Genomic DNA, 14,472 nt, shown 5'->3' on the forward strand with positions numbered 1-14,472 from the left:
GTTAAGTTGACATTAAAATCTTACCAATGTTTTCTTTTACAATGACAACAAATAAAGAAACATTTACAACGACACTTATTTCGTTTAGAACTCCAATCATCATCACAATGATGCTTTTCTTTAGATTTCCACCAATCATCATTACAATGCTTTTCCTTAGAACTCCAATCATCATCACAATGATGCTTTTCTTTAGACTTCCACCAGTCATCACAACAATGCTGTTTCTTAGAACTCCAGCAATCATTATTCCAGGACATTTTTTTATACCTCCCTTCAATAGGATTACTATCATTCTATGTTTTAGTGAAGAAATGGCTTGTTTATAAACCTATTATTTTACCTTTATATGATAGAGTGCTTTCTACTACATATAGAATTCATAAAAACTATGCTAATTTCCAAGAGATAGTGGAGAGAATTACTGGTTATGACATTTATCAATAAACACATGTTGAAGAAAACATTCTGATTATAAATAATATCTTATTTTGGAGTACGTTTTTCTGAATGTATATTTCAAAACAGCGGAGAAAAAATATACTATATTGCTACAAACAAAGCCTATGTATATGTAAAGTAATAGGAAAAACAGCTAACTCTTAAAGGGGCTGGCTTATTAAAAGAAAAAAAGATTCTTTTGATAAAGAGGTTATCTAAACTTTAAATTCAGCAGAATTAAATCCAAGTCCCCTCACTAAACAAGCCGCTAACTGTTAAAGAATTGTTTTTATAATTAATAAAGAAAAAAATGTTTAGTACAATTGTTTGTTTTTTTCTTTCTATGTGTTTGCCTCGTACACTTTTAAGCTAGTGGACATACTTTACTAATAGAAAGGATTAGGGGGTGAGGTTTTGGGTTCTCGATTTAATAATTGTAAAAAGAAATGTACATGTAAACAGGATGATTGTTGGGAGATATTCGAAGAGTGTAAAAAGGAAAAGCATGAGAAATGTGATAATTCTTGTGTACAAGGAATTAGAGATGAGCTTAAGAAATTAATTAATCGAACAGTTCAAATTAATACAGAGGGACGTACTTATGTAGGTACTGTTGCGTCTGTAAGTTGCGATGTAGTTAAGCTTGCAGCTATTCCTGGATCTGTTGCAGTAATTATCTCCATTTGCAAAATTGAAGCAATTTTCCCTCCAGTTACAACGATTACTGCAGAGTTTGATTTTAATGGTGTTGACGTAGCAAATAAAGCATAATTATGCTTTGTTTGTAAAGCCATTCTGATGAATGGCTTTATTTTAATTTCGTATAAAAGGAGAATATATTCTTTATATAGAAATAAGTTTGAGGCTATAAAGAGTGATGTACGAAAGGAGAATGAGAGTGATTAAATTAGTGCCCTTTAAAAGATCTGATTTCAAACAATTAATAAATTGGATTCATTCCGAACAATTTTTAATACAGTGGTCAGGAAATGCATTTACATATCCTTTAAACGAACAGCAATTAGAGAAATATATAGAAAGTGCAAATACACTCGCTTTCAAAGTAATAGATGAAAAGACTGAAGAAGTACTTGGTCATATTTCACTTGGTCAAATAGACGATATAAATAAGTCTGCGAGAATTGGAAAAGTGTTAGTTGGTAATACGAAAATGAGAGGGCGTTCAATAGGAAAACATATGATGAAAGCAGTACTTCATATTGCGTTTGAAGAATTAAAACTACATAGAGTAACTCTTGGCGTGTATGATTTTAATACGTCGGCCATTTCTTGTTATGAAAAAATAGGATTTGTAAAAGAAGGTTTATTAAGAGATTCAAAAAAAGTAGGAGAAACGTATTGGAATTTATGGGAAATGAGTATGCTAGAATATGAATGGAATAATAAAAAATAATAGTTTCTTATAATTTTATTATGTTAATTAAAAGGGATTGGTGGGAAATTATGAATAGAAAGACTATAGTAATCACAATTGCAGCTGTTTCAGGGGGAGGTAAAACTACTATTACAGAAAGTTTAACTCATGAGTTAACAAATTCAAAAGCGCTATTTTTTGATAGTTATAACTTTGATAACTGTCCTGCTGATATTTGTAAATGGATTGATGATGGAGCGAATTATGACGAGTGGGTACTTACACCATTAATTCATGATATTCAGCATCTTATACGAGATAGTAAATTAGACTATATTATTGTAGATTATCCTTTTGCATACTTAAATAGAGAAATGGGGCAGTTCATTGATGTAACTATATTTATTGACACACCTTTAGATATTGCAATGGCTAGAAGAATTTTACGAGATTTTAAAGAAGATACTATGAGTGAAATACATAATGATTTAAAACATTACATGGCACATGCGAGAAAAGCTTATTTAGAGGCAATTCATACTGTTAAACCGAATTCAGATATCGTATTGGATGGATCTTTTTCTGTAAGTGAAATAATTGATCATGTTGTTGAGGAACTTGACCGAAGAGAAGTGATTGTCAATGGTTAAATGTATAGAGGAATATGTACAAGTTGATGATTTTAAAATGTATACGAAAGTATTTCAAGGAAAAAAGCGGCAGCCTGTTATTATAATGGAATCAGGCTACGGGGATTATTCAAAGGCATGGGATTATATTGCTGAAAGACTGACGGAATTTGGGACGATACTTACATATGATCGAGCTGGATTAGGGAAAAGTGGGAAGAGTTTCAAGCAACGTATTAGTTCTGAAATGGTCAAAGATTTAAGAACATGTTTAAATCTTTTACAACTGAAGCCACCTTATATTTTTGTAGGGCATTCTTTTGGTGGTATAAATGCACGGTTATTTACGGTTTTTTATCCCGAGGATATGTTGGGAACAGTTTTGGTTGATTCGACACCAGAAAATTATAAAGAAGTATTTTTGCCAATCATGTCTCCAGAATTTCAAGAAGCTTACTATAAACAATTTGCATATGAAAGTTCATATGAAGAGTTTATGTTTAGTCTAGGTGAAGCAGATAGACATTGTAAATCAATGAACGATATTCCCCTTGTCGTGCTAGCTGCTGGTAAAAAAGCTTTTTATTCGCAAGCTGCACAACTGAAATGGTTACAATTACAAAGAGAATTATTACAATTATCCAGTAAAAGTAAATTTATAATTGCAGAACATAGCGGTCACTATATTCAAAAGGATGAGCCACATTATATTATAGGTGCTGTTAAGTGGATACTTGGGGTAGGGGAGAGATAAATGTGTACACTGTATTTCAATATAACTGGCAAGTAAGAGAAGATTGGTTTAAGTGGTGTGAACAACTTACAGTGGAAGAATTACTTCGCAAACGTGTTGGTGGTGTTGGAAGTATATTAGAAACATTATTTCATATTGTAGATGTTGAGTATAGCTGGATTTGTGATTTGAAAGGAAAAGAAGTAGATGAGCCGCAATTTAAGGATTATCAATCTATTCAAAAAGTGAAAGCATTATCTCATTTGTATAATAAGGATTTAGAGGGATTTTTACAATCGTGGACAGAAGACTTAGAGAATAAAATATTAAAAGTTTCATGGACGGATAAAGAGTACAAGTATGGTGAAGTGTTACGACATGTTGTCGTACATGAAATTCATCATATAGGTCAGCTATCAATATGGGCAAGAGAGTTAAATCTTCAGCCCGTTTCAGCGAATTTAATTGGAAGAGGATTATAGACGTAAAAACCGACTTGTACTGTAAACGCAAGTCGGTTTTTATATGTAAGAAGATTTCTTAGTTGAAATCCTCGGATTTTCTTTGACGTAAATGTAAAAACATTAAAATTGTAATAATGAAAAAGATCATCATCGTTTGTATGATTAAATTTTTAAACTGTAACAATATTGCCCAAGATGTAAGAGTATCTTTAAAAGCTTGGAGTGCAGAGTACGAGGAAGGTTCAAAACCGTACTGAAGTAATTTTTTTGTTTCAATAAAAGTAGTGTTTTCTTCATCGGATTCTAATATTACTGAAATAAGCCTAGTATCTCCTAGTTTTGCAGTACCGACAAAACTATTATTACCGTTAGTTGAAAAACTAGTTTGCAAGCCATCAACACCTTGGAATTTAATGTTTTCATTGAGGGAATAAATCATTTTATTTGTGTTGAAAACTTGAAAATTTTTGAAGGTAAATTGGTAAGAGGTTAGTTTCGTCATATTCAGTACATTAGGGAAATCTTTTACTAAATGCGTTGCTAGTTTAGCTGCATCTTTCGCTGTTGTATTCGATTGTTTATTTGTATCTTGATTAGCTCCAGTAGAGTTTAGAAAAGGAGATGGCTGTGATAACTGTAGCTGTTTTGCTTTTTCATTCATTAACGTTGTAAAATTATCTTCATTGCCACCAATGTGTTCTGCCAGTGCGAGTGCAGAACGATTATTTCCTGTTAAAAGCAATGCATGAAGTAAATCACGAACCGTCGTTTTATCCTTTGCTGTTACTTGCATAGGAGTCGTTTCCGCTTGGAATAATTCGTTACTTATTTTTACGGATTCATCTAACTGTATTTTGCCGTCATTTAGTTGTTCCAATACGATATACTCTGTCATTAATTTAGACAAAGTAGCTGATTGTATAGGGGTTTCTTCATTTTTTTTATAAATAACTTCACCTGAATTAGCATCTATTAAAATAGCTGATTTAGCTTGAATAATTGGACCATTTACATAAAGATAAAAATATAAAACGATAAGTGCAGTAATAATAAAAGATAATAATAAAATTGTGAATTTTTTCAAGAATTGCATAAGCGATCCTCCTACTATGACATCAATAATAATATTGTAAAAAGGAATGCTTAATTAGGAAGAAAGAAAAGGTAAAGAATTTCTAAAGAATTATAAAAGATTATTAAACTTTGGATATTGATGGAAAATAAAAGGTTCAATTTCTTATCATATTAGAAATTGAACCTAAAATTATGGTGTATTAATTTTTATATGGTAGTAGTTTTACAGTGAAAGTTGTTTTCTTGTCATCACTATATACTTCAATCGTTCCTTTATGCAGTTCGACAATACTTTTTGCAATTGCTAATCCGAGTCCTGATCCACCAGTGTTTGTTGAACGTGATTTTTCAACACGATAAAAACGTTCAAAAATATGAGGTAAATCTGTACTAGGAATAGGTTGTCCGTAATTTGTTATATCAATTGTAATCATATTATTGCTTTCATAAGCGGTAAGGTCAATATAACCACCTTCGTTTCCATAAGCGATAGCGTTTATAATAAGATTTTCAAATACACGCACTAATTTGTCTCCATCAGCTAATACCATGAGTTTTTGAGAGGGGAAAGAAGGACGGCATTGAATATTTGCTTCTTGCACTTGTATTCGGAATTGAACAGTTAATTGTCCAAGTAGCTCTACAATATCAATGGGAGCAGAATATAAACTTAACTCTTTATTTTGAACACGGGTGTATTCAAACAAGTCATTCATTAATGCATTTAGACGTGTTACTTTACCATAAATGACTTGTATGTAATGACGTAATTCCACTTCATCTCTATAATTATCATGATGGATTAAATTCACGTATCCAACTATTGATGTAAGGGGAGTACGTAAATCATGTGATACATTTGTAATTAGTTCGCTTTTTGCTTGTTCTGCCTGTCTTTCTTCGTCAATTGACTCTTTTAATTGTTCAACAATTTGATTGACCCCAGTCGCTAACTCTTCTAAATAATTATGATTTACGATGGAAACTTTATGATTGAAATTTCCATTTGCAATATAACGAATCTCTTCTATCATTTTTTTTATACAAGTTTCATAGTAAAGCTTTCTCTCGTGACGATAAAAAATATATAGATAGGATGAAAAAATAGAAAATAAAAATAAATAAGAAACAATCATCATCCATAAAGATTCTTTAATCCCTTTATACTTTTCATAACCAAAAATCCGAATGAATTCTTTACCGAGTTCGGTTAGAGTAAGTGAACTCTCGATTACACTCGTAATGAGGCGATATATAATTAATTCAGTAATAGGTGTAAGAGTGATAGCTAATAAAAACCAAAAAATTATCTTCCATTTTGGGATATCTTTTAAAATATCAAATGCTTCATTTCTCAATTTTATAGCCTACTCCCCATACAGTATGAATAAATTTTTCTCCATTCATTACTGTTTCAAGTTTATCCCGTAAATTACTAATATGAACCATTACAGTTTTATTTGAACCATAACCATCTTCATTCCAAACACGTTCGAATATTTCTTCGGAACTAAATACTCTTCCTGTATTGCTCGCTAGTAAATATAAAATATCAAATTCAATAGATGTAAGTTTAATATATTCATTATTTACTTTAACAGTATGATTATGCTTATGGATTTCAGCTGTTCGAATACGAATGATACCATCGTCTTTCTTTTGAGTAGCAGCGTTTTGGAAAGTGGATCTTCTCAGCAAAGCTTTCACTCTAGCGACTAATTCTAGTGGATTAAACGGTTTAATCATATAATCATCTGCACCTGTCATAAGCCCTAATATTTTGTCCATGTCTTCAGCCTTTGCACTCAGCATAAGGATAGGTACAGTATTATTTTCACGCACTTCCTGACAAACTTCTAATCCATTTCGCTTTGGCATCATAATGTCCAAAATCATGAGGTCAACTTCATATGCAGATATCATTTGTATTGCTTCATCACCGTCATAAGCTTTAAAAATGTTATATCCTTCATTTCGTAAATAAACAGCGAGTAACTCTACAATATCTTTATCATCATCAATAATTAATATGCTTTTATTCATTATATAGTTAGTTCCTTTCCTTACAAATCATCAACACTACTATAATAACAAACATTTATGTACTTTGTAGCAATGATTTTATATAAAATTTCATGTAACGTATTAAAAAGGAATTAAAGCATTCATAACGAATTAAAAATAGAAGAATTATTTGAATTTCCTATTATATTGAAGGAACGTAATAAAGAGGAGATTAACGTGTTATATAATGAAAGATGTTCATTTACTCCAACTGGGAAAATAGAACACTCTATAAAAGAGTTTCTATTAAAGTACGATAAAGAATTTACATATCACCATTCAATTCGTGTGGCAAATGAAGCGCGAAAAATAGCGATAATGTTTCATGAAAATGAAGAAAAAGCAGAAATTGCAGGGTATTTACATGATATAAGTGCAATCTTTCCGAACGAGGACCGGATTAAAGTTGCTGAAGCAGTTGGAATCGAAATATTACAAGAAGAACGGAAATTTCCAATGATTATTCATCAAAAACTATCGAGAGTAATCGCAAGAGAGATATTTAAAGTGGAAGATGAAGAGATTTTAGGTGCAATTTGTTGCCATACTACATTGTGTAAACATGCAACGAAGATGGATTTAGTGTTATTTGTTGCAGATAAAATAGAATGGGATCAAAATGGGACACCATCATACTTAGTAGGTATAAAAAATGGATTAGAAAAATCTTTAGAACATGCTGCTTTTGTATATATTTCATATTTGTGGGAAAGAAAAGATACATTGAAAGTTATACATCCGTGGCTAGAAGAAGCTTATTGGCATTTAAAAGAACTTGTAGAGTAGAAAGGATACGAAAATGCAGTTAAAAGAATATATGAATCAAACATTTCCAGGAGTTACGTTAGTACCGTCCATATACTCTCAGTGGGAAAATCATCTACATTTTAATTTTGGGAAAGATAAATATCAAATTGTAGAAGGAACCGACGATTTAAATATGGAATACTTCTCTCAACTATATACATATAATAAATACTTATTTGAAGATATATTTTTAAAAGAAGATGTAGTGTTTATAGTAGCAAATGTTTATCGGTTTAAAAAGGAAAATATAAAAACTCCACAGAAAATAAATATATACAATAAATATATTAAAAAGAGAGATTTAAAGTTTCGTATAAGACAAGAAATGTTACCTTTTCTATTTGAAGATAAAGAAGCAGATTTATATTGTACATCTCAATTTTCTTTAAAATGTCTTGCGGAAGATATCAAATATGAACCACTTATTCAAGCTGTTAATCATGAGGATTTTCCAGATCTTTATCCTCGTTTTGGACGCAAAAAAGAGGTTTCTTATCCTGACGTATTTCTCATTAACGCAACGAAAGATATTGTCATGTTTATTTATGATGATAGAGGATGTGAAGTCATTGCGAAGAATAAAGAAATAATACGAGGCTTATATGAAAAATACAAAGAGTGGATTCCAGATTATGAACGAGAAAGTATAGATAGCTTATTTAAATGACAGTAGGGGAAGTGAAGTGTGTAATGAAACGTATCGCAATCGTATCCGCATGGGAACCAGAACTTACGCATTTGCATCAACATTATCCGAGTGAACGCATTGAAAAAAGAGCAGCTTGGGAATTTCATTTTCATTATATAAATGATCTGGAAATTATTTCTGTAATAACTGGTGTTGGCAAAGTAAGTTGTGCTAGTTGTGTACAATTATTAATAAGTGAATTTCAGCCGGACGAGCTATTTATGACAGGAATATGCGGAAGTTTATCAAATAAGGTGAAAAATGGTCACATTGTAGTAGCACTTAATGCAATACAACACGATGTTACTGCTGCTGGTTCAGGGGAAGATGTTTTTAATTTATATGATGGTAGAACAGCACCTATTGAAACAACAAAGTCAATTGTAAGAAAAATAAAAAAAATACGATCTTATGATCCAGTTCACTTCGGTACGTTCTTATCTGGAGATCAGCGTATTCGTAGTTCCGAAATGAGATATTTACTGCATACTGTATACGGAGCATTGGCGGTTGATCAAGAAGTCGCTGCTTTCGCTTACGTATGTCATATAAATAAAAAACCATTTTTATGTTTAAAAGCTGCTTCAGATCAAGCGAATGATAAAACGAAAGAAGAACAAAAGGTTTTTAAAATGTTAGCATGTGAACGAGCATGTGAGCATTTAATTGCTTTTTTACGTGTTTATGAGATTACTGTAGTAAATAATAGATAGTTAAAAGATTCAGGTGAAAGGAATTCATTTCATGTATTTGAATGTAGTATATAACAAGCCAAAGCGGAGGATTATATTTATATGATTCAATATAAAAGATGTAGTGAAGTAAGTATAGATTTAGTGTATGGAGCTTTTAAGGATGGATTTTCAGATTACATTATTAAAATGGATGTTTCAAAAGAAGATTTTATACAAAGATTTTTTGGACCAGAAGGTAACTCGCTAGAACACTCTTTTCTTGCTTTAGATGGTGACAAATCTGTTGGCATAATACTTGGTGGTATAAAGGTTTATGAAACTATAAAAACAATGCGTTGTGGAACATTAGCTGTTCATCCAGAGTTTCGCGGCATTGGAGTAAGTCAAAAGTTATTTGAGCTACATAAAGAAGAAGCGATACAAAATGAATGCCAGCAACTTTTTCTTGAAGTTATTGTAGGTAATGATAGGGCGATTCATTTTTATAACAAATTAGGTTATGAAAAAGTGTATGATCTTTCTTATTATAATTTATATGATGTAACTAAATTAACAAATAAAGATAATAAAAATATTGAAGTGCAAAGATTAGAATTTCAAACATTTAAACTTGAAATTCAGAAATGGCTTAACTTCCATATAAATTGGCAAAATGATATTGATTACATTGAAAAAACAAATAATACGTATTACGGTGCATATGTTGATAATGATTTAAAAGGCTCTGTATGTGTAAATGAACAAGGTAAAATTAGTTATATTTTCGTAGATAAAGATTATAGAAATATTGGGATTGGGATGAAATTATTACAAGTAGCAAGAGTAGAATCGAATTTATCAAGTTTATCTATTGGTTTTCCAAACAACAGTTTACTGGAAGGGTTTTTAAAGAAATCTGGGTTTAAAAAGAATTCTTTAGCACAATATGAAATGTATTTATTGTTATAAAAAGCGGAAGGAATTATTCTTTGCGCTTTTTATTTTTGCACTATGAGCGTAAAATGGTTCACACATATAATCCCCACATACTATATGTGCGTTTTTTTTATTAGAGGCTTATTTATAAAGTGACAGTAAAATAACGAGAGATTACATATTGAATAAGAAACGAGGAAGCAGGTTAGAAATTATATAACAGTTCCAGAAAGCAGGGAATAGTTTTTTGGAAATTAGATTTTTTTGAAAATAAAAAGGCGGTTGTTTCCGCAACCACCTTTCAGTAAAACAAAGCACTTTTTCAGAAATAAATTATGGATGATTCTAAAAAAAGTTATAGGATATAATCCCATTTTTATAACCGAAGTGACGAGCTTAATTTATAAGAAAGGAATGACTATATTATATGAAAATTTGTGTATAATGGTTACAAAGAAAAGAGCAGCTAGCAAAAGTGAACTGCTCCATTAAAGGCATATGGTTAAGAAATGGGTGTTTACAGTATTGATTGAATAGTAAGGTTTATCGAGACGAGAGGAATTATATAAATTAAATTATGATAGTCGATATTCTCCATATTGACCAGAAAAAAACTAAAAATTCTAGTGAAATTCCAAGCGTTCTTTTCTTAGGTTTTTGAATTTCTTTTATTAGATAACCTGCAGCACTAATTGCTATAAGTATGAAAAGAATGAGTTCTAATGTTTCTGGCATTACATCTACTCCTAATTATATATTTAGTTTATTATATAACAATTAAGAGATTATTTGAAGATTAAAAGTAAGGATTGAAAAGTTTGAATTTGTTTCTTCTTTCGTTATCTTTTTAAATGTCACTTTCATAATAATATTTTATTTTGTAAAATATTATTATTTTATGTAGAATAGATAGGATGGGAGGGAATGAAATGAATTATGGTTTAAAGTTTAAGATTCTTGAATTACAATGCTTCATTCAAAAGACTTATTCTGATATTAAAACAGCATGTGATATTGCTATTTATCAAGAAAACACTTCTAAATATTTAATTTCATTAGGATTTTTAAATAAATCATATATGACTTATATAGAAGCAAAAAGATTTTATCGTGAAAATGACGAGCTTGTAAGTGTAGAATTTGATAATTTCTTTGATGCGTATGACAAATTAGAACACGAATTAAAACAAGTTATTGCAAGAGAAGATAAAAATCCTTCATTGCTACATAGCAAATTTGATCAGTTTCAACAGAAAATTGAAAATATAAATGACCTAATAAAAGTTTTGGAAAATGCTCGTTAATAAATTATTTTTCTTTGTTACATAGAAATTATACATTATAAACATTTTTGGGGTAATATGTATTGCGAATCTATTGTAAGAAGGTGACTTTTGTTGATTACAGAAGTCACCTTTTTATAATATGCTTTATATCTGTAATTAATATATTGTGTTACACAATTCACTTTTATATGACTTCATTTATTGATGAAAATTAAAATAGAAAGATCTGAAAATAGAAACCTACTAAGGCTTATTTGCTATGCTAACCTTAAAAAACTCAAACTGGATCTTTAAAAAAAGAGAATTTACATGTGAAATTTAATTTATCGAATCTTATATATAGCGATGTAGTGCAACCATTATATATATCTATAAAAGAAAAGTTCATTAAAAGTAGTGATTTTTCTAGAATAACTATATTTAAATAATGAATTAACATCATTGAATTATACGATTTTGTTTAATTTTATATACTTTTTATTTTCTTTTTTTTGATACGAATGAATAGTATAATTTTTAGCAGTTTTATATTTTAGGAAATTATAAGAGGTAAATATCATGAAAAATAAAAAAGAAATAGCTATAGTTGCATTAACAACAGGATTGGCTTTAACAGCTGTAGCGCCATACGGAATAGGTCATGCAGAGGAAACAGATCAACTACAAGTTCAAATGCAGGAGGAATCGTTCCGCTCAGGTGAACTTACACAACCGTCACAAAAGGCACCAGAAAATGTAGTAAAGGATGCACTTAAGGAGAAAACAGAACAAGCGCTTTCTCCAAAGCAAGTCAATGGAGAAACAGGAGTAGATTATAAAGTCCTTCAAAAACGTGGTTCGTATGATGGGACTACACTCGTACGTATGCAGCAAACATACGAAGAAAAAGAAGTATATGGCCATCAATTAACTGCACACGTAGATAATAAGGGTGTTATTAAAAGTGTTTCAGGCGATAGCGCGCAAAATTTAAAACAAGAAGAATTGAAAAAGCCTATTAAGCTATCAAAAGAAAAAGCCAAACAATATATTTATACGAAGTACGGGAACGATATCAAGTTTATATCTGAGCCAGAAGTTAAGGAAGTTATTTTTGTTGATGAAAATAATGGACAAGCTTCAAATGCATATCAAGTTACATTTACTGCTGCAACACCAAGCTATGTATCTGGAACTTACTTAGTGAATGCCGATAATGGTGAAATGTTGAAGAATATGGTACAAGAATCAGGTTTAAAAGTAAGTGAAGAGTATGTTGAACCTTTAAAGGAAAGTAGAAAAAACAATTTCGTATCACTAACTGGAACAGGAAAAGATGATTTAGGTATAACTCGCACTTTTGGTATTTCTGAACAAAGTAATGGGAAATATTCGCTTGCTGATTACACAAGAGGGCAAGGAATTGAGACATATGATGTAAATTATAGAGATATTACAAATGAAGAAAAATATTATCCTGGTATATTAGTAACTAGCACTTCACCAACATTTACTGATCCAAAGGCGGTAAGTGCTCATTTTTTAGCAACAAAGGTATATGATTTTTACAAAGATAAATACAAGCGCAATAGTTTTGATAATAAGGGAAAAAAAGTAGTATCAGTTGTACATGCATGGGATTCTGGAGGAACAAATAACCCTAAAAATTGGGAGAATGCATTTAGTGCTAATATTAATAATATTAGTATGCTTATATATGGTGACCCCATGGTGAAAGCGTTCGATATAGTGGGCCATGAATTTACACATGCGGTTACCTCTAGCGAATCTAACCTTGAATTTTTCGGAGAATCTGGTGCAATTAACGAAGCGTTATCTGATATTATGGGAACGGCTATTGAGAAATACATAAATAACGGGGAATTTAACTGGACAACAGGAGAACAAACTGGATCGGTTTTCCGTAATATGAAAAATCCATCTTCAATCAATTATTCAAATGGAGTACCATATCCAGATGATTATAGTAAATATAATGATTTAAATGGAGAGGATAATGGAGGCATTCATTTCAACTCAAGTATTATTAATAAAGTTGCGTATTTAATTGCTCAAGGTGGTACTCATAACGGTGTAACTGTAAATGGTATTGGTGAGGATAAAATGTTTGATATTTTCTACTATGCAAATACTGATGAATTGAACATGACTTCTAATTTCTCAGAATTGAGATTAGCGTGCCTTAAAGTTGCAACAAACAAATATGGAGCGAACTCAATTGAGGTTCAAGCGGTCCAAAAAGCTTTTGATGCAGCAAAAATTAAGGGAGCAGTGACAGAAAACGAAAAAACTGCCGAAAACCAAGTCCCTGAGTTAACTGTACCGTCTACAATTACATTACATGTAGGTGACACGTTTGACCCGATGAGAAATGTAACAGCTGCTGATAAAGAAGATGGTAATTTAACAACTAGAGTACAGCATAAAGGTGATGTAGATACATCTAAACCAGGTAAATACATTGTGGACTACTTGGTTGTCGATTCCCAAGGGGGTAATGCAACGGCTACGCAGACTGTAATTGTAGAGGAAAATGGAGAAATATTAGATATAGAGCCTAAATTAACAGTGCCTGTTGGAGTGACTATTAATGTAGGAGATTCATTTGTTCCAATGACAGAAGTGTTAGCTATTGATAAAGAAGATGGCGATCTTACTTCTAAAGTAAAAGTAGATGGTAAAGTAGATACATCTAAAGCTGGTACTTACGTATTAACATACACAGTTACCGACTCTAAAGGTCATGAAGTAACTGCGAAACAAACTGTAACGGTTAAAGTTAGAGAAGAAGTTAAAAATGAAAAACCAATACTAAAAGTACCTGCTACAACTACAATTAATGAGAATGATCAATTTGACCCAATGGTAGGAGTATCAGCTACTAATAAAAAGAATGATGACCTTAGTTCTAAAGTAAAAGTAGATGGTAAAGTAGATACATCTAAAGCTGATACTTATGAAATAATATATAGTGTCAGAGATTCCGTAGGTAATGAGGTAAAGGCAATACAAAAAGTACTAGTGAAAGATAAAGACACTAGCAAAGCTAATGGCCTTGCTAATAATAGTAATATCTCAAACAATAGTAATTCAGATAAAAAAGAATATACATATAAAGAGCTTCCAAAAACGGGTGCAAGTACAACTAACAGTGCAGTAATGGGCATGTTGATGGTTATTGCAGGTACAGTACTCACTTTGATTCGTAAATTTAGAAAGACACATAAATAATAGTAGGTATAGGTATCATTCGTTTGAGGAAAAGAATTCATAATCCAGAAAAAACAAAGTGAAAAATATG

The 14,472-nt window shown here is 31.0% G+C and carries 16 protein-coding genes; 11 read left to right on the forward strand and 5 right to left on the reverse strand.

Going from position 1 to position 14,472, the window contains the following annotated elements; all coding sequences use genetic code 11:
* Position 1 precedes the first annotated feature (1 nt).
* Positions 2-280, reverse strand: coding sequence for a hypothetical protein (locus MHB70_RS11240; RefSeq protein WP_172101613.1), 279 nt, complete (start codon positions 278-280; stop codon positions 2-4).
* A gap of 575 nt (positions 281-855) precedes the next feature.
* Here MHB70_RS11240 and MHB70_RS11245 point away from each other — a divergent pair.
* The 5 genes from MHB70_RS11245 to MHB70_RS11265 all read left to right on the forward strand — a co-directional run bounded on the left by MHB70_RS11245 (position 856) and on the right by MHB70_RS11265 (position 3,660).
* The gene (locus MHB70_RS11245; RefSeq protein ID WP_000535569.1) at positions 856-1,212 is read left to right on the forward strand and encodes a hypothetical protein; all 357 of its coding nucleotides are present in this window, start codon (positions 856-858) and stop codon (positions 1,210-1,212) included.
* 103 nt (positions 1,213-1,315) lie between these two features.
* The gene (locus tag MHB70_RS11250; RefSeq protein ID WP_073990635.1) at positions 1,316-1,855 is read left to right on the forward strand and encodes a GNAT family N-acetyltransferase; all 540 of its coding nucleotides are present in this window, start codon (positions 1,316-1,318) and stop codon (positions 1,853-1,855) included.
* A 50-nt stretch (positions 1,856-1,905) separates the two neighbouring features.
* Positions 1,906-2,466, forward strand: a complete 561-nt coding sequence (locus MHB70_RS11255; protein WP_001080627.1) for a hypothetical protein — start codon at positions 1,906-1,908, stop codon at positions 2,464-2,466.
* On the forward strand, positions 2,459-3,199 hold the full coding sequence (locus tag MHB70_RS11260) for an alpha/beta fold hydrolase (RefSeq protein WP_000237661.1): 741 nt from the start codon (positions 2,459-2,461) through the stop codon (positions 3,197-3,199). Before MHB70_RS11255 ends, MHB70_RS11260 begins: the two co-directional genes overlap by 8 nt.
* A 2-nt stretch (positions 3,200-3,201) precedes the next feature.
* Positions 3,202-3,660 (forward strand): DinB family protein, encoded by a 459-nt coding sequence (locus MHB70_RS11265; RefSeq protein WP_000288861.1) that lies wholly within the window; start codon positions 3,202-3,204, stop codon positions 3,658-3,660.
* A 58-nt stretch (positions 3,661-3,718) separates the two neighbouring features.
* Here MHB70_RS11265 and MHB70_RS11270 read toward each other — a convergent pair whose 3' ends face one another.
* From MHB70_RS11270 to MHB70_RS11280, 3 genes are all read right to left on the reverse strand, one after another.
* Positions 3,719-4,735 (reverse strand): D-alanyl-D-alanine carboxypeptidase family protein, encoded by a 1,017-nt coding sequence (locus MHB70_RS11270; RefSeq protein ID WP_001160069.1) that lies wholly within the window; start codon positions 4,733-4,735, stop codon positions 3,719-3,721.
* A gap of 181 nt (positions 4,736-4,916) precedes the next feature.
* Positions 4,917-6,074: a sensor histidine kinase gene (locus MHB70_RS11275; RefSeq protein ID WP_001243280.1), complete on the reverse strand. Its 1,158-nt coding sequence runs from the start codon at positions 6,072-6,074 to the stop codon at positions 4,917-4,919.
* A complete protein-coding gene (locus tag MHB70_RS11280) occupies positions 6,064-6,759 on the reverse strand; it encodes a response regulator transcription factor (RefSeq protein WP_001043192.1) in 696 nt (231 codons plus the stop codon). Before MHB70_RS11280 ends, MHB70_RS11275 begins: the two co-directional genes overlap by 11 nt.
* 198 nt (positions 6,760-6,957) lie before the next feature.
* On the opposite strand from MHB70_RS11280, the gene yqeK reads away from it, so the two are divergent.
* The 4 genes from yqeK (at position 6,958) to MHB70_RS11300 (ending at position 9,918) form a co-directional block, all read left to right on the forward strand.
* The gene (yqeK, locus tag MHB70_RS11285) at positions 6,958-7,566 is read left to right on the forward strand and encodes a bis(5'-nucleosyl)-tetraphosphatase (symmetrical) YqeK (protein ID WP_061530470.1); all 609 of its coding nucleotides are present in this window, start codon (positions 6,958-6,960) and stop codon (positions 7,564-7,566) included.
* A 13-nt stretch (positions 7,567-7,579) separates the two neighbouring features.
* A complete protein-coding gene (locus tag MHB70_RS11290; protein WP_001176123.1) occupies positions 7,580-8,254 on the forward strand; it encodes a DUF3885 domain-containing protein in 675 nt (224 codons plus the stop codon).
* Complete coding sequence (gene mtnN / locus MHB70_RS11295; protein ID WP_016108466.1) at positions 8,251-8,988, forward strand: 5'-methylthioadenosine/S-adenosylhomocysteine nucleosidase; 738 nt, start codon at positions 8,251-8,253, stop codon at positions 8,986-8,988. The genes MHB70_RS11290 and mtnN overlap by 4 nt, the downstream gene beginning before the upstream one ends.
* Before the next feature lie 81 nt (positions 8,989-9,069).
* Positions 9,070-9,918: a GNAT family N-acetyltransferase gene (locus MHB70_RS11300; protein ID WP_000617088.1), complete on the forward strand. Its 849-nt coding sequence runs from the start codon at positions 9,070-9,072 to the stop codon at positions 9,916-9,918.
* Positions 9,919-10,455: 537 nt separating this feature from the next.
* On the opposite strand, the gene MHB70_RS11305 is transcribed toward MHB70_RS11300, so the two are convergent.
* Entirely contained in the window at positions 10,456-10,620 is a 165-nt protein-coding gene (locus MHB70_RS11305) for a hypothetical protein (protein WP_001115305.1), read from the reverse strand.
* 194 nt (positions 10,621-10,814) lie between these two features.
* On the opposite strand from MHB70_RS11305, the gene MHB70_RS11310 reads away from it, so the two are divergent.
* Together MHB70_RS11310 and MHB70_RS11315 are read left to right on the forward strand one after the other, a co-directional pair.
* A complete protein-coding gene (locus MHB70_RS11310) occupies positions 10,815-11,189 on the forward strand; it encodes a hypothetical protein (RefSeq protein ID WP_001106150.1) in 375 nt (124 codons plus the stop codon).
* Positions 11,190-11,729: 540 nt separating this feature from the next.
* A complete protein-coding gene (locus MHB70_RS11315) occupies positions 11,730-14,402 on the forward strand; it encodes a M4 family metallopeptidase (protein WP_079519325.1) in 2,673 nt (890 codons plus the stop codon).
* Positions 14,403-14,472: the final 70 nt, after the last annotated feature.

Origin of the sequence: Bacillus sp. FSL M7-1020 (assembly GCF_038050415.1) — a bacterium.
Taxonomy (GTDB): Bacteria; Bacillota; Bacilli; order Bacillales; family Bacillaceae_G; genus Bacillus_A; species Bacillus_A toyonensis.